We start from the raw sequence: 16,980 nt of genomic DNA on the forward strand, positions 1-16,980 counted from the left end.
TTGAAAGTCGCGCGGACCCTATGTGAAGGCTTGGGGAGGGTCAATCGCGGCAGCGTCACGGGACGGCGCAGGTGAATGATTGGACGGGTAAAGCAAATATGACTCCCATGGAAAAGGCGGGATGGACGCCGCTGCCGCATTCGGACGAGGATCTGGAGCGGTCGAGAAGCGTGCCGGACACGCCGCAAACGCGCGCGGAGACATATCGGCTGGCCTGGAACGATCCCGATTTCATGACGCGGCGCGAGTTGCGTGCGGTCAGACTGCAGCTCGAACTGCTTAAACCGGAGATGATCCTGGCCGAGCGCGGCATCCAATCGACCGTCATCCTGTTCGGCGGCGCCCGCATTCCCGAGCCCGGCGGCGAAGCCTGGGCGGCCAAGAACGAGACGCAGAAGAAGAACCTCGAGCAAAACAGCAAATATTACGAGGAGGCGCGCAAATTCGCCCGCCTCTGCTCACAGCAGTCGGCCACCTCGTACTATCGCGAATTCGTCGTGGTGACCGGCGGCGGGCCGGGTGTCATGGAGGCCGGCAATCGTGGCGCCGACGATGTTGGCGCGCCGTCGATCGGTCTCAATATCGTGCTGCCACACGAGCAGGCGCCAAACGCCTACGTGACGCCGGAACTCTGCTTCAACTTCCACTATTTCGCGGTCCGCAAGATGCATTTCGTCATGCGTGCCAAGGCCGTTGCGGTGTTTCCAGGCGGCTTCGGCACGATGGACGAGTTCTTCGAGACGCTGACCCTGATCCAGACCGGCCGCATGGAACGCGTGCCGGTCATTCTGTTCGGCAAGGCTTTCTGGGCAAAGGCGATCGACCTCGATTTCCTCGCCGAGCAAGGCACGATCACACCCGGCGATCAGGATATCATCGATTTCGTCGACACCGCTGACGAGGCCTGGGGGATCGTCAGCCGCTTCTATAAACTTTGACATGCAAGCAAGGACTTGAAGCGCGCCGGCTGCCTCAAGCAGGGACTTCCACGATCGCCGTGAGAAAGCTGGCGAGGTCGTCGGTGACGAAGTCCACATCGTCCTCGTTGGCCGGGTCGCGTTCCCAGATTTCCGAGAAGGTCGGCTCGAAATTGCGCGGCACCACCAGCACCGTAGTCATGCCCAGCGATTTCGGCACCGACAGGTTGCGGGCAAGATCTTCGAACATCACCGCATTTTGTCCGGTAACGGCGTGGAGTTCGGCAAATTTCTCATAGGATTGCCGCGCCGGCTTCGGGTTCAGTCCGGCTGCGACGATATCGAAAATATCATCGAAATGCTCGAGAATGCCCAACTGCCGCGCGGTGCGTTCGGCATGCCGGCGATCCCCGTTGGTGAAGATGAATTTACGGCCGGGAAGCTGGCGAATGGCGGTGCCTAGGACGGGATCTGGAACCAGCCAGGAATAATCGATGTCGTGCACTTTCTCGAGAAAATCGTCGGGGTCGATGCCGTGGCGCGTCATCAATCCGTTCAGCGTCGTGCCATATTCGCGGTAGAGCTCCTTTTGCAGCTTGCGTGCTTCCTCGCGCGGCAGCGTCAGCAATTCTCCGACGTAGGCGGTCATCTTCACATCGATCTGCGAGAACAGATTCGAATGATGCGGATAAAGCGTGTTGTCGAGATCGAACACCCAGTCGGTGACATGGGCAAAGCGGGCGGGGTCGGGAAGTGTCGTCATACGTCCTTATGGCACGAAACGATCTTTCTAACAGGAGGTTTATCCACAACCTATGCGCGCCCTGGGTGGTAAAAATGGCGCCATGATTAAAATCTTAAGCATCGCCGAAAGGTGACATTCAGCGCTTTGCTGGAACCAAGACGGACCAGTGGGAGCAAGCGATGAATCGCATATTTCTAAAGTCTGCCGCCATCGCTTTCGCCTCCGTCGCGGTCTCGCTTTTGCTGACGCTGATCGTCGTGCCGGCAATGGGGTTTCCGATCAATCGCACCATCTGGCTGACATCCACCGTGTGCCCGCTCGCGCTGGCCTGGAGCGTCGGCGCCTATACGTTCTGGCAGGGCGAAAGGTTGCAGACCGCGCATCGCGAGCTCGCCCGCGCCCATGCCCAACTCGCCGCCGCGCACAGGCGCTTGGCGGAAAAGGCGAGCCGCGACGACATGACCGGCATGCTCAACCGCGAAAGTTTCTTTGCCGCTCTCGACGGCTCCCGGCGCAAATCCGATCGCGGGGCATTGCTGATCGTCGATGCCGACCATTTCAAGACCATCAACGACAGCTACGGCCATCTGATCGGCGACGATGCGCTGCTCCTGATTGCAAACGCGATAGAGCGTGGCGTGCGCAGCGGCGACGTGCTTGGCCGCATCGGCGGCGAGGAATTCTGCGCCCTTCTGATTGGTGCCACCGAACACGAGGCCAGGCGCATCGCCGAGCGCATCCGCCGTGAAGTCGAGCGTATCCGTTTCCGGCCCGTCGACGAACGAACGGTTCCGCTGACAGTCAGTATTGGCGGCATCACCTGCGGCAGAGACGCCGCAGTGTCGGAGCTAATGCGCGCCGCCGACCAGCGGCTCTACGAGGCCAAGCATCGCGGCCGTAATCTGTCGATCATCGACCGCGATATTTCCGAAGCCGCCTGAGCTCGGCCCCAAAGCCTTCTGCTGCATTCAACCGCGCCGCTGCCAGACTGTCAAAATCCGAAGATGGCGATGCGGAACAGCAGGGCGGCCGCCGCCACCGCCACCAGAGCGATGCCAAGGCCAATGGGAGAGCCCCAGCCATACCACTCCATCGCCAGCTTGGCATATTTGAACTCCTCGGCCGGTGTGAGTGGGCCGCGCGTCGGGGTCTGATTCATGTTTCACTCCTTGCAGGCTGCGACAGGCCTTGCCTTGCGCCTGATGCAGCATATTACTATAATAGCCATAATGTTAGGCAGTTTGATAGTTAGATGATCGAAATAAATTCGTCAAGCATGAATCGGGCCGACATGAAGACCGCCGTCAGCCTTGCCATTATGGGCTGGCAGGACGCAACGCAGGCTTATGACGAGGCAGTGGGCGATAAGCTTGGGCTGAGTATGGCGGAACGCCATTGCCTGGCGCTGCTCTATGGCGGCCCGCGATCGGCTGGCGAGGTCGCGGCCGCAACAGGGTTGACGCCGGCCGCGGTCACCGCGCTGATCGACCGGTTGGAGGCACGCGCCCTGCTGACACGAACGCGCAGCCTCGAGGACAGGCGCAAGGTGGTCATAGAGGCGACGGAACTCACGCGAGAACTATCGACGCGCTATTATGGCGCGATCGCGCAGGAGGGGGAAAAGGTGATCGCCACATTCAGCGACACTGAACTCGCCACGATCCTGCGCTTCGTCACGGCGTCGCTCGACCTTCAGCGCGACCAGCTGGCCCGGCTGAAGGCCGAGGCTTTGGAAACAGCCGACAGCCTATAGGCTCGCCGGGTCGAGCGCTGGCTCGCCTTTGCGGCGCGCCACGATCGCCGCAAGATCGGCGGTCTCGAAAGCATCACGCAGGGCGTCGAACGACGGCAGCACGAAATAGGCACGCTGGAACTTGTCGATCTCGTAGCCGGTGCGCATCACGGTTTCCAGGTCGAACGGGACATGGTGCGCCTCGCCGCCTTCGACCGCGAACTGAAGCTCCGTGAAGGATGACATCAGCCCGGCGCCGAAAGCCTTCAGCGGCTGGCCCGGCTCGCGTATCAGCCCGTATTCGACGGTGTACCAGTAAAGCCTGGTGATCATCTCGTCGCCGCCGTGCGCAATCACGCTATCGGCCTTTTTGCCATACATCTGCATGAAGTCGGCAAAGACCGGCTGCGTCAGGATCGGCACGTGACCGAAGAAATCGTGGAACATGTCGGGCTCGACGATGTAGTCGAGCTCCTTTTGGGTTCGCAGCCAGTTGGTGACCGGGAAGCGGCGGTTGGCGAGGTGGTCGAAGAACGGCTGGGCGGGGATGAGCCCCGGCACAGCGACGATCTCCCAGCCGGTGAGCTTGCGCAGCTTCTCGCTGACCGCACCGAAATCCGGGATCTTGTCGAGAAGGCCGAGCGCCGCAACGCCATCGAGATAGGAATGGTGGGCGAGCTTCCTGGTCAGCTTCGTCTGGCGGTCGCACAGCGTGCGCCACACCGCCTGTTCTTCGTCGCTATAATTGTAGCCCTGCGCCACGGTGAAATCGGCACGGCAGACCGAATAATCGCCGCGAAGGCCTCGCGCCGCGCATTCGCGGGCATAGTCGGCAACGTTCATTGTCATGGCTTGCTCTCCCTGGAAATCATGACCAGCCAATTGCTGGAAATTCTAGCCGGATCGCGCGAGGCAAATCAGCTTTGATGGTGGCTCAAACGCAGGGTTGGAGGTAAAAGGCTGCACGATCGAGCTTTGGGAGAGTGAAAATGCCTCAGTTTGACGAATTCGAGATCAAGATGCTCGACATCCTGCAGCGCGACGGGCGCAAGCCGGTCTCCGAATTGGCGCAGGAGATCGGCCTGTCGACGACACCTTGCGCGCGGCGCTTCGAGGCCCTTCAGCAGGCGGGCATCATAAAGGGCTTCGCTGCGGTGCTCAGCCGCCGCGCCGTCGGTCTGATGGTCGAGGTGTTCATCCAGGTGCGCCTCGTAACCCACAGCGACGGCTCGCCCGAAAACTTTATCGCCGCCGTGCAGCGCATGGACGAGGTGTCGTCGTGCTGGACGATGACTGGAGACTACGATTTCCTGCTGCATGTCATGGTGCCGTCGGTCGACGAACTCAATGCCTTCGTCATGCACCGGCTGATGCGGCTCGAAGGCGTGCGCGACGTACACACGCAGCTTGTGCTGCAGAACATCAAGGGGCCAGGCCATGTCCCGCTTGCACATCTCAGACGATAGGCATTTCTGCGGAAAAGCTGCACACGAACTGCTGAATCGAGCCAATCTCCAGAGCTAGATCGCCGACTACGACATGCGGACCGCCATTGCATAAGGTCCGCCATGAAAATCGTCCTGATCAATCCGCCACATACAGCTATCGGCAGCCGCGTCCCGGACGACCATCTGCCGCCGCTCGGTTTGCTGGCACTGGGCGGTCCGCTGATCGACGCGGGACATCAAGTGCGGCTTGTGGACGCCGAATTCGGGCCGATGGCGCTTGCCACGCTGGTCCGGGACGCCTTGAGCGACCATCCCCACTGCATTCTGATCGGCCATTCCGGCTCGACGTCTGCGCATCCGACAGCCCTGCTGATCGCCGGCATGGTCAAGGACATCCAGCCAGCGACAATCCTGATCTATGGCGGCGTGTTTCCGACCTATCATTGGCGCGACATACTGGCTGAAACGAATGTCTTCGACTTCATCGTGCGCGGCGAGGGCGAGGCGACCATCGTCGCGCTGGTCGAAGTACTTGAAAACCGCAAGCCGCTGTCGGATGTGGCGGGCATCGCCTTTCCTGACGATTTGCGCCAGCCCTTTGCCACCAAGCCGGCAAGAACGATCGCCAACCTAGACGACTACCGCATCGGCTGGGAACTGATCGACTTCAGTCGCTACAGCTATTGGGGAGGCAAGCGCGCGGTGGTCATGCAGTTCTCGCGAGGCTGTCCGCATCTGTGCAACTATTGCGGCCAGCGCGGCTTCTGGACGCGCTGGCGGCACCGCGACCCCGGGAAGTTCGCGCGGGAGATTGCCTGGCTATACCGCGAGCATGGCGTCGAACTGATCAACCTTGCGGACGAGAACCCGACGTCGTCCAAAAAAGCCTGGCGCGCCTTTCTCGATGCGATGATCGCCGAGAATGTGCCGGTGCTGATCGTCGGCTCCACCCGCGCCGATGACATCGTCCGCGACGCCGACAGCCTGCATCTCTATCGCCAGGCCGGCGTCATCCGCTGGCTGCTTGGCATGGAAAATACCGACGAGCAGACGCTTGCATTGATCCGCAAGGGCGGCAGCACCTCGTCCGACCGCGAGGCGATACGGCTGCTGCGCCTCAACGGTATCTTGTCAATGGCGACCTGGGTGGCCGGTTTCGAGGACGAAAGTTTGCGCGACCTCTGGCGCGGCTTCCGCCAGCTGATCGCTTATGACCCCGACCAGATCCAGGCGCTCTATGTGACGCCGCATCGCTGGACGCCGTTCTTCAGGATTGCCAGGGACCGCAAGGTGATCCAGCTGGACGCCCGCCTGTGGGACTACAAGCATCAGGTCCTGCGGATGACCCGCCTCAAGCCGTGGATGCTGTTCTTCGCCGTCAAGCTGATCGAACTGGCGGTGCAGTCGCGGCCCAAGGCCTTGGCGCGCATCCTGTTCCACAAGGATCCGGAGCAAAGGCATTCGATGCGCTGGTACACCAGAATGGGCCGCCGCGTCTGGTTTCGCGAAGTCTGGGGCTTTCTGGTCCGCGACCGCCGCCTCAAAAATGGCCCGACGCTCGCCGAATTCTGGGGCGCGCCGCAAGACGAGGAAGAGGAATCGATGGTTGTCGAACGCCTGCCGCGTAAGTCCGTGACCGCTATTTCGCCAAACGCTTGAGCCCCTCAGACACCCGGCCTCACGGCACGATCAGCGTGCCGGCGCCGTGTTCGGTGAACAGCTCGAGCAGCACCGCATGCGGCGTCTTGCCGTTGAGGATGACGACGCCTGCGACGCCGCGCTCGATTGCCTCGATGCAGGTCTCGACTTTGGGGATCATGCCGCCCGAGACCGTGCCATCCTTGATCAGGGCCTTGGCCTCGGCCACGGTCAGCTCGTCGATCAGCTTCTTGTCCTTGTCGAGCACGCCGGGCACGTCGGTAAGGAACAGCAGGCGCGTCGCCTGGCAGGCGCCGGCGATGGCGCCGGCAAAAGTGTCGGCGTTGATGTTGTAGGTATGGCCGTCGCGGCCGGGCGCCACCGGCGCCAGCACCGGGATCATTTCGGACCGCGCCAGGAGGTCGAGCAATGTGCGGTCGACCTCGACAGGCTCACCAACGAAGCCCAGGTCGAGCACCCGTTCGATGTTGGAATCCGGATCGATCATGGTCTTTCGTGCCTTTTCGGCAAACACCATGTTGCCGTCCTTGCCGCACAGGCCGATCGCCCACTCGCCCTCGGCATTGATCAGCGCGACGATCTCCTTGTTGATCGACCCGGCCAGCACCATCTCGACAATCTCGACGGTTTTCTGGTCGGTGACGCGCAAGCCGCCCTCGAATTTGGATTCGATGCCCATCTTGGCGAGCATGGCGCCGATCTGCGGCCCGCCGCCATGCACGACGATCGGGTTGACGCCGGATTGTTTCAAAAGTGCGATGTCGCGGGCGAAAGCCTTGCCGAGCGCGATGTCGCCCATCGCGTGGCCGCCATATTTCACCACGACCGTCTTGTTCTCGTAGCGCTGCATGTAGGGCAGCGCCCTTGAAAGCAGCGCGGCCTGCATTTCGGCGGTGGCGGCGACATCCGTCATCGGCGTGGTTCCCAGCTTGGCATGAACGGCGGCGTCTTAGCGGGAATTAGACGACGGGGCAAACGGCTTTGCTGTCACGATCGATCAAATCACCGCCTATGCCGGCCGCTGCAGCGGCGCCCGTCGGCCCAGCCAGCCCGAGATCCTTTCCATCTGCGCGGCGAACGACAAAAGCGTTTCCTCGTCGCCGGGGCGGCCGGCGGCCTGGACGCCGAGCGGCAGGCCGGCATCGGTGACGTAAACCGGAAGCGTGATCGACGGTTGCCCGCTGACGTTCTGGATCGCCGGCCAGTGGGTGAACCACAGGCTCTTGTCCATCAGCTGGCCGAATAGCGGCTTGAACTTCAGCAGGCCGGCGAGGCGCAGTCTGTCCAGAACATTCTCGATGAATTCGTCGGCGCCTTTCGGGTCCATGGTGCCGCAGGCGAGCGGCGGGTGCGCGATGACAGGCATCAGCACTGCATCATAATGCGCGGTTTCGGTGATAAGCCGGCGCGAGGTTGCGTGCAGCCGCTGCAGGCCGGCATAGATTTCGCCGGCCGAGAGAATTTCACCGAACCCGCTCATCACGCGCGTGGCGCGTTCGATGTCGCCTGAGATGGAGCGGCCGACGCGCAAGGCCTCGCCACGCATCGTGCCGGCCACCGCCGCAGCGACGGTTCTGGCAAAATCGGCGATGAAATCGCGATCGATATAGGGCAGGTCGATCTCCTCGACGCTGTGTCCGCCTTCGCGCGCCAGCCCGATCGCCGCATCCAGAGCTTTCAACGTCTGTTCCGATATCGGCAGGCCGAGCGGCGATTTTCGATAGAAGGCGAGCTTGAGCTTGCCCGGATCGCGCCCGGCGGCCGCAGCGAAACTGCCTTTCGGCGGCGGTGCCGCATAGGGCGACAGTGGGTCCGGCCCGTGGGTCAGGTCGAGCAGCCGGGCCGTGTCGCGCACCGAGCGAGCCAGCGCATGGTCGACGACGAAGCCGTACCAGCTTTCGGTGACGAGCGGCGTCAAGGGCACCCGGCCGCGCGACGTCTTCAGCCCGACCAGCCCGGTACAGGCCGCAGGCACCCTGATCGAGCCGCCGCCATCCGAGGCATGCGCCACCGGCACGACGCCGGCCGCGACCAGCGCAGCCGCACCGCCTGAGGAACCGCCGGTCGTATGCGCGGTGTCCCATGGGTTGCGGGTGATGCCGAAAGCCGCCGATTCGGTCACCAGCCTCAGCCCGTGTTCGGGTGCGGTGCTGGTGGCGATCGGGATCAGGCCGGCGGCCAGATAGCGTTCCGTCATCACCGAGCTGAAATCGGGGGTGAAGGCCGGGATGCGGCTGCCGCCATGCGTCGGCACGCCCTTCATGGCGATGCCGAGGTCCTTCAGCGCAAAGGGCACTCCGGCAAACGGCAGCTTGTGGTCGACGGTTTTCGCCCGCGCCCGCGCCGCCTCATAGAGCGGTTCGGCGATGGCGTTGATCTCCGGGTGGGTGGCCTCGGCCCGGGCGATCGCCGCATCGACGAGATCTTGCGGTGTGATCTCTCCCTTGTGCACGAGTGCGGCCTGGCCGGTTGCGTCATGCTCCCACAGAACCCGCTCGATCGACATGGTCGCCCTCCCGCTCATTGCAAGCTAGCGGGCTGCGATTTCATTGGCAATCGACGCTGGCGCTGCCGGTGCGCAAGACCATTTCAGTCGTTGCAAATACATTGCAATCGCCTAATTTGGCGGCGGATGACGCCGCAGGACATCAGCAACCTGATTGTCCGGACTTCGATGAAGGACCGGGCTGCGTTCGATCTGCTCTACCGGCAGACCAGCGCGAAACTTTTCGGCGTCTGCCTTCGTGTATTGAAGGATCGGGGAGATGCAGAAGAGGCGCTTCAAGAGGTCTTCGTCAAGATATGGACGAAGGCGGACCGTTTCGCCGTTTCGGATCTGAGCCCGATCTCCTGGCTGGTGGCCATTGCGCGCAATCATGCGATCGATCGGATCAGGGCGCGGCGAGAGCCTGCCGCCTATATCGATGCCGCGCTCGACGTGGCCGATCCGGCGCCGGGGCCGGAGGCCATGGCCGTGGCGGGCGGTGAGTCCGAACGCATCTACCATTGTCTCAAGGAATTGGAGAAGGACCGGGCGGCGGCCGTCCGGGGCGCCTATCTGGATGGCAAAAGCTATGCCGAACTGGCGGAGCGCTATGGCGTACCGCTGAACACGATGCGGACCTGGCTGCGCCGCAGCCTGTTGAAACTGAGAGAATGCCTGGAAAGATGACGCTGGCTGACGACAATGGACCGGAACGTGGGGGCGACGACCTGTTCGCCGCCGAATACGTTCTTGGCGTTCTGGCCGCCGATGAACGCGAGATCGCGTCGCGCCGCATCGATGCGGACGCCGCCTTCGCGCGCCTTGTCGATGCCTGGGAGGCGCATCTTTCGCCGATGGCCGCCGCCTATCCGGAGACAGAGCCTCCGATCAGGGTCAAGGAAGCATTGGACCGCCGGCTGTTCGCTGCAGAGCCGCGCGCCGGCCTGTGGTCGAGCCTTGGCTTCTGGCGCGGTCTTGCCGCCGCCGCCATCGCGGCGCTGGCGATCTACATCGCCGTGCCTTACTTCCGCCCGTCCACCGAACCGCCGCAGGCGCGGCTTGTCGCCTCGCTGGCGGCCGAAGGCAGCGACGTCAAATATCTCGTCGTCTACGATGCCGCCCGTCACGAGGTCGGTCTTTCCCACGTTTCCGGCGAGCGGGCCGCCGGCAAGGACTTCGAGCTGTGGATGATCGAAGGCAAGAAGGCGCCGGTGTCGATGGGCGTCATCCCGGCCGGTGCGACCGCGCATTTGGCCATCCCGCCCGCCGTCCAGGAGAAATTGGCGAAAGGCGCCGTGCTTGCGGTCAGCGTTGAGCCTGCCGGCGGTTCACCGACCGGCCAGCCGACTGGACCGGTGGTCGCAGCGGGCGATCTGAAGAGCATCTGACCGCTTCTCATCTCCGGAAGCAGACCTGAAATCTATCTCCCGCGATTGAAACGCCTGCAAAGCTTGTTGGCGGCTGTCGATCCGCGCCGGGCAAATTGCAGCGACAAATATTTTTTTGCGGAGAGGAAGAAACTCCAGCATTTCTATCGCGTATCTCCTTGCGTTCCCAAATGAGGGGAACGATAACCCGAGGAGATTGAAATCATGCGTAAATCCGCCACCCTTTTGCTTGCCGGAACGGTCGCCATTTCCGCGCTCGCCACCATTGCCTATGCTCAAAATCCGATGGTCGGCGGCGCCGCCATGTATGCCCAGAAAAACATCGTCGAAAATGCTGTCAACTCGAAGGACCACACGACGCTGGTCGCTGCCGTTAAGGCAGGCGGCCTGGTCGATACGCTGCAAAGCGCTGGCCCCTTCACTGTGTTCGCGCCGACCAACGAGGCCTTTGCGGCACTTCCAGCCGGCACGGTGGAGACGCTGCTCAGGCCTGAAAACAAGGACAAGCTCGTCAAGATCCTGACTTGCCATGTCATCGGCGCCAAAGCGATGGCCGCCGACGTCGCCAAGATGGTCAAGAACGACGGCGGCACCCACAAGGTCAAGACGGTCGGTGGTTGCGAACTGTCGCTCAAGGCCGACGGCGGCAAGGTCACCGTGACCGACGAGAACGGCAACGTCGCCAATGTGACGATCGCCGATGTCGAGCAGTCCAACGGCGTCATCCACGTCGTCGACAAGGTTCTCCTGCCGAAGATGTAACAAACGCACGCTGCCGGCGAAGATATCGCTAAGGGCCTCCCTGCGTACACTCCGCGCCGTTCACGCAAGATGTGGATAGGCGCGGAGTCCCGCTTTGAGGACAGCGATCGTCACCGGCTTTTGATTTCCGTGCGGCGGTCGAATTTGGCACAAGCAATGACAGGAGGAATGGCCATGAACCGTCGCGAGCTTCTTTTGAGTGGTGCGGCAGCCATTGGCGTTGTCGCAGGCGCCACCGCGCTGCGCATGGGCGGAGCCCAGGATGCACGCGCGGCTGAGACTTTCGAGGTTACCAAGACCGAAGCCGAGTGGCGCGCCATCCTGTCCGACGCGGCCTTCAATGTGCTGCGCAAGGAGGGCACGGAATACCCGGGCACCAGTCCGCTTCTCAACGAGCACCGCAAAGGCATCTTCGCTTGCGCCGGCTGCGGCCTGCCGGTCTATTCGTCAGAGACCAAGTTCGATTCCGGCACAGGCTGGCCGAGCTTCTGGCAGGAAATCCCGAATTCCGTCGGCAAGACCGTGGACAGGTCTTTGGGCATGACCCGCACGGAGGTCCATTGTCGCCGCTGCGGCGGCCATCTCGGCCACGTATTCGACGACGGTCCGCCGCCGACCGGGTTGCGACACTGCATCAATGGCGTTGCCTTGACCTTCAAGCCGGCGACGGCGTGAGGACGGCTGCGACCCTGACTTTGTCGGAGCGCGAGAGAACTTCGTAATGGTTGATTTTGCGCATGACCCCGAAAATCGCTTTTTCGGGGTCATGCGCGAGGGCGCCAGGCGGGGGATCCAGCGCGCCTCAATGGCCTCCGCCACCGCCGCCCTGAGCGGCTGGCTTGCGGATCACCAGGGTGAAGAGCCCAAGCGTCGCGAACAAAACCGTCAGCATGAAGAATACGTCCATGAACGACAGCAGCGACGCCTGCTGCTGGACCATGCCTGACAGTTTGGAGATGGCCGCCTTGGAGGCGTCGAGCCCGGCGGTCTGCTCGAAGTTGAGCGTCATGTTCTGCAGCTTCTGCTGCGCAGCGGCACTTCCCCATTGCACGTGCTCGGAGAGCCTGGCGTAGTGGAAGGCATTGCGGTCGATCAGCACGGTGTTGATGACTGCCAGGCCGACGGCGCCGCCGAGATTGCGGGTCAGGTTGAACAGGCCAGACGCATTCTTCAGCCGCTCCGGCGGCAAGGTTCCGAGCGCAATGTTGTTGATTGGCACCATGCAAAGCATCATCGAGCAGCCCCGCAGGATCTGCGGGATCAGCAGTTCATAGAAATCCCAGTCGGCGGTGAGATGCGTCATCCACCAGGTCCCCGTGGCGAAGCCGAAGAAGCCGATCATCATCATGATGCGCGGGTCCATCTTGTTCGATAGGATGCCGGAGATCGGCGCAGTGAAGAACATGGCCAGGCCGCTGACGAACAGCGCCTCGCCGATCATCATCGAATCGTAGCCGCGGATCCGCCCCAGGAACACCGGATAAAGATAGGTCAGACCGTAGAGGCCGATGCCGACGACGAAGGAGAACAGCGAGCCGAAGGCAAAATTGATATTGCTGAAAGCCCTCAGATCGACAATCGGCTCCTCGGCGGTGAACACGCGCCAGAAGAACAGCACCGCGCCGAAGGTCATGATGACGGCGCAGATGAACACCGCCTGATCCTGCAGCCAGTCGTTGTTGGGACCTTCCTCCAGCACATATTCCATGCAGCCGAGGAAGGCGGCCATGCCGGCAAGCCCCCACCAGTCGAACTTGCTGAACAGCTTGAGATTGGGTTTGTCGAAGTCGATCAGCGACCAGGCGGCCGTCGTCACCAGAATGCCGGGCACGACGTTGACCAGGAACAGCCAGTGCCAGGACATGGCATGGCTGATATAGCCGCCGACGGTCGGGCCGATGGTTGGCGCCAGCGTCGCTACCAGGCCGATCATCGGCGATACGATGGCGCGACGCGACGGCGGGAAGATGGTGAAGGCGGCTGCAAAGACGCTCGGGATCATGCCGCCGCCGATGAAGCCCTGCACGGCGCGGTAGACGATCATCTGGTCGATATTGGTTGCGGTCGCCGCCAGCGCGCTGGCCGCGGTGAAACCTGCCGCCGAGATTGTGAACAGCACCCGCGTCGACAGCATCCGGCTGAGGAAGCCCGACAGCGGGATCATCACCACCTCGGCAATCAGATACGCCGTCTGCACCCACGGAATCTCGTCCGAACTGGCGCTCAGGCCCGCCTGGATCTCGGCCAGCGAGGCCGAGACGATCTGGATGTCCAGGATGGCCATGAACATGCCGAACACCATTGCCAGGAAGGCGATGACGCGGCGTGTCGAGATGTGGTCAACCGGCACCGGCATGGCTGGCGTCGGCGCCGATCCTGCAGTTAGGGTTGCGGTCGCCATGACCTTTGCTCCCGGTTCCGCTTTACTTCGATGCCGAAGGCGCCGTGCGGCTGTCGACGGCGACGACGACGCTCAGGCCGGCGCGCAGCTTGCCCGTCTTCAGCACATCCGCGGGCAAGTCGATGCGAACCGGAACGCGCTGCACCACCTTGGTGAAATTGCCTGTGGCGTTCTCCGGCGGCAGCAGCGAGAACACTGCTCCCGAAGCCGGGGCCAGCGACGACACGGTACCCTCGATGTCCTGACCGTCGATCGCGTCGACCGACACTCTGACCTTTTCACCAGGCACCAGCCGGGCAAGCTGGGTCTCCTTGAAGTTGGCGACGATGTAGAGCTTGTCCATTGGCACGATGACGGCGAGCTTCTGTCCGGGGCTGATCAGGTCGCCCTGCTCGACCGAGCGGTTGCCGACCACGCCGTCATAGGGTGCGCGCAGCACGGTGAAGGACAGATCCCGCACCGCCTTGTCGTGGGCAAGCTGCAGCGAGGCCAGCGTGCTTGCCGATTCCGCCCGCTGCGCCTGGAGCACGCCGATATTGGCCTGAGCCGCCGCGATCTGCGCGTCGGCGCCGGCTAGTGCGGCATTGGCTTGCTCGACCGCCGTCTGGGCATCGTCCAACTGGGCCTGGGTACCGACGCGGGTCTTGAGCAACTGGGCGGCACGAACCTGAGCTCGCTTCGCATTATCGGCCGCGGCCTGGTCGGCGGTCTTCTGCGCCTGCGCCTGCTTGAGCGAGGCGCGCGCCGCCTCGGTCTGGGCATCGATGCGGTCGAGCGTCTTGCTCAACGTGGCGATCTGCGCCTCGGCCTGGGCAACGGCTATCTTGTAGTCGCCGTCATCGACGATCAGCAGCGGGTCGCCGGCCTTCACCTGCTGGTTCTCGGTCACTTTGACCTGATCGACATAACCCGAGATTTTTGGCGAGATGAACGCCGTGTCGGCCTGAACATAGGCGTCGTCGGTCGTGATCATGAAGCGCCCGTCGGTCCAGTAATCATAGCCATACCAGGCGCCGGCGCCCAGCAGGGCCAGGCCGATGATGGGCAGCAACATCGAGCGCATTGAGCGCTTCTTCTTGGCGGGAGCCAGCGGGGTGACGTCGGCGGGCTTGAGAGGGGCCTCCGGCGCCTCGATCGCAGGCTGGACCTTGGCACTGGGGAAGGGGCGGACTTCGGCACTGGTGGGCGCGTTCGAGGACATGATATCTCTCTAAATTAACTGGCGCTGAATTTCGTCAGACTGAACCGTTCGGTTCGATCTCGACGTTGACTTAGCGCTTAAAGAGGCCCATATCAAGAGCAATCGAACCGGATGGTTCGAATTATTTACGAGGTGTGACATTATGGCCGAAGCCCCCAAGGCCGCTCCTTTGCCTGATTCAGGCCCATTGCCCAGCGCCGGCAAGAACCAGTGCGATCTGCTGGACAGTCTGCCGCGCGGCCGCCCGGCCGCGGGGCAAGACCCGGTCAAGCGCAGCCAGATCATCGAGGGTGCGCGCCGTGTCTTCATCGACAAGGGCTTCGAAGCCGCGTCGATGAACGACATTACGCGCGAGGCCGGCGTGTCCAAGGGCACCATCTATGTCTACTTCGCCAACAAGGAAGAGCTGTTCGAAGCGCTGATTGAGGAAGAGCGCGGCACGATTTTCAAGAACATGTATGAAGTGCTCGACCAGATTGGCGACCTTCGCCAGACGCTGGTGAAGTTCGGCGTCGTGCTGTCCATGAAGATCACTTCGGCGAGGGTCATCCTGGCGCAGCGGACGGTGATCGGCGCGTCGGAACGCATTCCGGAGCTTGGTGCCCGGTTCTACGAACGCGGCCCGAAGCGTGGCCATGACAGGGTCGTCGTTTTCCTCAACATGGCTATCGAACGCGGCCTGCTGAAGATCGACGACGTCGAGCTTGCCGCCTATCAGTTCACCGAGCTGTGTCTGGCCGGTCTTTTCCGCCAGTGCATTTTCGCCTATCGCACCAAGGCGCCAAGTGCGGCCGAGATCGAACACATCGTCAGGTCGGGCGTCGATGTGTTCCTGAAGGCCTACGGCACCGAACAGCTTGCAGAGCAGGAACGGGCCTCCAGCCCCGCCTGACAGGCTGCCAGGGTCGGTGGCCTATCCGCCATTGGCGGCGAGCACGATCGCCGCACGCAATTCCTCGAGGCCCTCGCTCTTTTCCGACGACGTGGCGAGCACGAAGGGAAATGCCGCCGGGCGTTTCTTGATCTTCTGGAGCGTTTCCTCGATCAGCCGCGGTACCCCCGCCGCTTTGATCTTGTCGGTCTTGGTCAGCACGATCTGATACGACACCGCCGCCTTGTCGAGCAGCGACAGCACCTCGTCGTCCTTGGCCTTGATGCCATGGCGGGCATCGATCAGCACGTAGACGCGCTTCAGCGTCACCCGGCCCTTCAGATAGTCGAACACGAGCTTCGTCCACTCGTCGACCTTTTCCTTCGGCGCCGTGGCGTAGCCATAGCCCGGCATGTCGACCAGGGCCATCGGCGGCAGATCGGCGCCTTCTCCCGAAAATCCGCCAGGCACGAAATAGTTGAGTTCTTGCGTGCGGCCCGGCGTGTTGGAGGTGCGCGCCAGCCCCTTCTGGTTGACCAGCGCGTTGATCAGCGACGATTTGCCGACATTGGAGCGGCCGGCAAAGGCGATCTCGGGTGGACCCTCCGGCGGCAGGAATTTCATCGCCGGCACGCCGCGGATGAAGATCCAGGCTCGCGTGAACAATTCGATGCCGATCGTGGTCTTGTTCAACGCGTTCAAACCGCTGCCTCCAGAAGAAAAATGTTGCTGCCACGAATGGCATCGAGATTGCGGCTGATCTTTTCCACCGGCCAGTGCCACCACGCCAGCGCCAGCAGCCGCCGGATGGTCCTGTCATCGAAGCGCATCTTCACCACTTTGGCCGGATTACCGGCGACAATCGCATAGGCTGGCACATCGTGCGTCACCACCGACTTTGCCGCGACGATAGCGCCGTCGCCGATTTTCACGCCCGGCAGCATCACCGCTTCCATGCCGATCCAGACGTCGTTGCCGACGATTGTGTCGCCACGCACCTCCTTCGACCATGTCGCCGGGTCGAAACCTTCCTCCCAGCCGTGACCAAAGATGTTGAACGGATAGGTCGAAAAGCCGGACATGGCGTGATTGGCGCCGTTCATGATGAAGCGCGCACCCTCGGCGATGGCGCAGAACTTGCCGATGACCAGCCTGTCGCCGATGAACGGATAATGATGCAGCACGCATTTTTCGGCGAATTTGTCGGGTCCGTCAGGGTCGTCATAATAGGTGAAGTCGCCGATCTCGATATTCGGCGCCGTCACCAGCGGTTTCAGAAAGCCGACGCGTGTGTGCAACGGGATCGGATGCTTGATCGATGGATTGGGTCCGGTCATATCGAGCTCCGTCGAGCAACTGCCAGGCAGGTCA

19 protein-coding genes are annotated in these 16,980 nt (G+C 62.4%); 10 read left to right on the forward strand and 9 right to left on the reverse strand.

What is annotated here, in order from left to right; genetic code table 11:
• Positions 1-98 precede the first annotated feature (98 nt).
• On the forward strand, positions 99-938 hold the full coding sequence (locus NKI08_RS12260; protein WP_352455976.1) for an LOG family protein: 840 nt from the start codon (positions 99-101) through the stop codon (positions 936-938).
• A 34-nt stretch (positions 939-972) separates the two neighbouring features.
• On the opposite strand, the gene NKI08_RS12265 is transcribed toward NKI08_RS12260, so the two are convergent.
• Positions 973-1,680, reverse strand: a complete 708-nt coding sequence (locus NKI08_RS12265) for a pyrimidine 5'-nucleotidase (RefSeq protein ID WP_352455977.1) — start codon at positions 1,678-1,680, stop codon at positions 973-975.
• A 161-nt stretch (positions 1,681-1,841) separates the two neighbouring features.
• On the opposite strand from NKI08_RS12265, the gene NKI08_RS12270 reads away from it, so the two are divergent.
• Complete coding sequence (locus tag NKI08_RS12270) at positions 1,842-2,603, forward strand: GGDEF domain-containing protein (RefSeq protein WP_023677477.1); 762 nt, start codon at positions 1,842-1,844, stop codon at positions 2,601-2,603.
• Positions 2,604-2,653: 50 nt separating this feature from the next.
• On the opposite strand, the gene NKI08_RS12275 is transcribed toward NKI08_RS12270, so the two are convergent.
• The gene (locus NKI08_RS12275; RefSeq protein WP_352455979.1) at positions 2,654-2,821 is read right to left on the reverse strand and encodes a hypothetical protein; all 168 of its coding nucleotides are present in this window, start codon (positions 2,819-2,821) and stop codon (positions 2,654-2,656) included.
• Between the two features lie 93 nt (positions 2,822-2,914).
• Between NKI08_RS12275 and NKI08_RS12280 the strand changes: the two genes are divergently transcribed.
• Positions 2,915-3,415, forward strand: a complete 501-nt coding sequence (locus NKI08_RS12280) for a MarR family winged helix-turn-helix transcriptional regulator (RefSeq protein WP_352769502.1) — start codon at positions 2,915-2,917, stop codon at positions 3,413-3,415.
• Here the strand turns inward: NKI08_RS12280 and phhA are convergent.
• Complete coding sequence (gene phhA / locus NKI08_RS12285) at positions 3,410-4,243, reverse strand: phenylalanine 4-monooxygenase (RefSeq protein WP_352769505.1); 834 nt, start codon at positions 4,241-4,243, stop codon at positions 3,410-3,412. The genes NKI08_RS12280 and phhA overlap by 6 nt on opposite strands.
• A 140-nt stretch (positions 4,244-4,383) precedes the next feature.
• On the opposite strand from phhA, the gene NKI08_RS12290 reads away from it, so the two are divergent.
• Together NKI08_RS12290 and bchE are read left to right on the forward strand one after the other, a co-directional pair.
• A complete protein-coding gene (locus NKI08_RS12290) occupies positions 4,384-4,860 on the forward strand; it encodes an Lrp/AsnC family transcriptional regulator (protein ID WP_352455982.1) in 477 nt (158 codons plus the stop codon).
• 102 nt (positions 4,861-4,962) lie between these two features.
• Positions 4,963-6,501 (forward strand): magnesium-protoporphyrin IX monomethyl ester anaerobic oxidative cyclase, encoded by a 1,539-nt coding sequence (gene bchE / locus NKI08_RS12295; protein ID WP_352769508.1) that lies wholly within the window; start codon positions 4,963-4,965, stop codon positions 6,499-6,501.
• Positions 6,502-6,520: 19 nt separating this feature from the next.
• Here bchE and argB read toward each other — a convergent pair whose 3' ends face one another.
• Positions 6,521-7,414, reverse strand: a complete 894-nt coding sequence (gene argB, locus NKI08_RS12300) for an acetylglutamate kinase (protein WP_352472350.1) — start codon at positions 7,412-7,414, stop codon at positions 6,521-6,523.
• A gap of 96 nt (positions 7,415-7,510) precedes the next feature.
• The gene (locus NKI08_RS12305) at positions 7,511-9,007 is read right to left on the reverse strand and encodes an amidase (RefSeq protein ID WP_352769511.1); all 1,497 of its coding nucleotides are present in this window, start codon (positions 9,005-9,007) and stop codon (positions 7,511-7,513) included.
• A gap of 126 nt (positions 9,008-9,133) precedes the next feature.
• Here NKI08_RS12305 and NKI08_RS12310 point away from each other — a divergent pair, with 126 nt between their 5' ends.
• The 4 genes from NKI08_RS12310 (at position 9,134) to msrB (ending at position 11,811) form a co-directional block, all read left to right on the forward strand.
• Entirely contained in the window at positions 9,134-9,673 is a 540-nt protein-coding gene (locus tag NKI08_RS12310; protein ID WP_023677484.1) for a sigma-70 family RNA polymerase sigma factor, read from the forward strand.
• Positions 9,670-10,374: an anti-sigma factor gene (locus tag NKI08_RS12315; RefSeq protein WP_023677485.1), complete on the forward strand. Its 705-nt coding sequence runs from the start codon at positions 9,670-9,672 to the stop codon at positions 10,372-10,374. The genes NKI08_RS12310 and NKI08_RS12315 overlap by 4 nt, the downstream gene beginning before the upstream one ends.
• Positions 10,375-10,578: 204 nt before the next feature.
• On the forward strand, positions 10,579-11,136 hold the full coding sequence (locus NKI08_RS12320; RefSeq protein WP_352682581.1) for a fasciclin domain-containing protein: 558 nt from the start codon (positions 10,579-10,581) through the stop codon (positions 11,134-11,136).
• A gap of 174 nt (positions 11,137-11,310) precedes the next feature.
• Positions 11,311-11,811, forward strand: coding sequence for a peptide-methionine (R)-S-oxide reductase MsrB (msrB, locus tag NKI08_RS12325; protein WP_023677487.1), 501 nt, complete (start codon positions 11,311-11,313; stop codon positions 11,809-11,811).
• Between the two features lie 127 nt (positions 11,812-11,938).
• Here msrB and NKI08_RS12330 read toward each other — a convergent pair whose 3' ends face one another.
• Positions 11,939-13,492 carry a DHA2 family efflux MFS transporter permease subunit gene (locus NKI08_RS12330; protein ID WP_245274730.1) on the reverse strand — a complete coding sequence of 518 codons (1,554 nt, stop codon included), beginning with the start codon at positions 13,490-13,492 and terminating at the stop codon, positions 11,939-11,941.
• A 67-nt stretch (positions 13,493-13,559) separates the two neighbouring features.
• Positions 13,560-14,738 carry an HlyD family secretion protein gene (locus NKI08_RS12335; RefSeq protein ID WP_352769515.1) on the reverse strand — a complete coding sequence of 393 codons (1,179 nt, stop codon included), beginning with the start codon at positions 14,736-14,738 and terminating at the stop codon, positions 13,560-13,562.
• A 142-nt stretch (positions 14,739-14,880) separates the two neighbouring features.
• Between NKI08_RS12335 and NKI08_RS12340 the strand changes: the two genes are divergently transcribed.
• A complete protein-coding gene (locus tag NKI08_RS12340) occupies positions 14,881-15,630 on the forward strand; it encodes a TetR/AcrR family transcriptional regulator (protein WP_352769518.1) in 750 nt (249 codons plus the stop codon).
• 21 nt (positions 15,631-15,651) lie between these two features.
• Here the strand turns inward: NKI08_RS12340 and yihA are convergent, their stop codons facing one another.
• Together yihA and NKI08_RS12350 are read right to left on the reverse strand one after the other, a co-directional pair.
• Positions 15,652-16,311 (reverse strand): ribosome biogenesis GTP-binding protein YihA/YsxC, encoded by a 660-nt coding sequence (gene yihA, locus NKI08_RS12345; RefSeq protein WP_031193748.1) that lies wholly within the window; start codon positions 16,309-16,311, stop codon positions 15,652-15,654.
• The gene (locus NKI08_RS12350; RefSeq protein WP_352452996.1) at positions 16,308-16,946 is read right to left on the reverse strand and encodes a CatB-related O-acetyltransferase; all 639 of its coding nucleotides are present in this window, start codon (positions 16,944-16,946) and stop codon (positions 16,308-16,310) included. The genes yihA and NKI08_RS12350 overlap by 4 nt, the downstream gene beginning before the upstream one ends.
• Positions 16,947-16,980 lie beyond the last annotated feature (34 nt).

This window comes from Mesorhizobium sp. M0768 (assembly GCF_040320195.1).
Lineage (GTDB): Bacteria > Pseudomonadota > Alphaproteobacteria > Rhizobiales > Rhizobiaceae > Mesorhizobium.

Coding starts and splice junctions, on each gene's coding strand:
- NKI08_RS12260 (WP_352455976.1), top strand. CDS start 99: ATGACTCCCATGGAAAAGGCGGGATGGACGCCGCTGCCGCATTCGGAC.
- NKI08_RS12265 (WP_352455977.1), bottom strand. CDS start 1,680: ATGACGACACTTCCCGACCCCGCCCGCTTTGCCCATGTCACCGACTGG.
- NKI08_RS12270 (WP_023677477.1), top strand. CDS start 1,842: ATGAATCGCATATTTCTAAAGTCTGCCGCCATCGCTTTCGCCTCCGTC.
- NKI08_RS12275 (WP_352455979.1), bottom strand. CDS start 2,821: ATGAATCAGACCCCGACGCGCGGCCCACTCACACCGGCCGAGGAGTTC.
- NKI08_RS12280 (WP_352769502.1), top strand. CDS start 2,915: ATGATCGAAATAAATTCGTCAAGCATGAATCGGGCCGACATGAAGACC.
- phhA (WP_352769505.1), bottom strand. CDS start 4,243: ATGACAATGAACGTTGCCGACTATGCCCGCGAATGCGCGGCGCGAGGC.
- NKI08_RS12290 (WP_352455982.1), top strand. CDS start 4,384: ATGCCTCAGTTTGACGAATTCGAGATCAAGATGCTCGACATCCTGCAG.
- bchE (WP_352769508.1), top strand. CDS start 4,963: ATGAAAATCGTCCTGATCAATCCGCCACATACAGCTATCGGCAGCCGC.
- argB (WP_352472350.1), bottom strand. CDS start 7,414: ATGACGGATGTCGCCGCCACCGCCGAAATGCAGGCCGCGCTGCTTTCA.
- NKI08_RS12305 (WP_352769511.1), bottom strand. CDS start 9,007: ATGTCGATCGAGCGGGTTCTGTGGGAGCATGACGCAACCGGCCAGGCC.
- NKI08_RS12310 (WP_023677484.1), top strand. CDS start 9,134: ATGACGCCGCAGGACATCAGCAACCTGATTGTCCGGACTTCGATGAAG.
- NKI08_RS12315 (WP_023677485.1), top strand. CDS start 9,670: ATGACGCTGGCTGACGACAATGGACCGGAACGTGGGGGCGACGACCTG.
- NKI08_RS12320 (WP_352682581.1), top strand. CDS start 10,579: ATGCGTAAATCCGCCACCCTTTTGCTTGCCGGAACGGTCGCCATTTCC.
- msrB (WP_023677487.1), top strand. CDS start 11,311: ATGAACCGTCGCGAGCTTCTTTTGAGTGGTGCGGCAGCCATTGGCGTT.
- NKI08_RS12330 (WP_245274730.1), bottom strand. CDS start 13,492: ATGCCGGTGCCGGTTGACCACATCTCGACACGCCGCGTCATCGCCTTC.
- NKI08_RS12335 (WP_352769515.1), bottom strand. CDS start 14,738: ATGTCCTCGAACGCGCCCACCAGTGCCGAAGTCCGCCCCTTCCCCAGT.
- NKI08_RS12340 (WP_352769518.1), top strand. CDS start 14,881: ATGGCCGAAGCCCCCAAGGCCGCTCCTTTGCCTGATTCAGGCCCATTG.
- NKI08_RS12350 (WP_352452996.1), bottom strand. CDS start 16,946: ATGACCGGACCCAATCCATCGATCAAGCATCCGATCCCGTTGCACACA.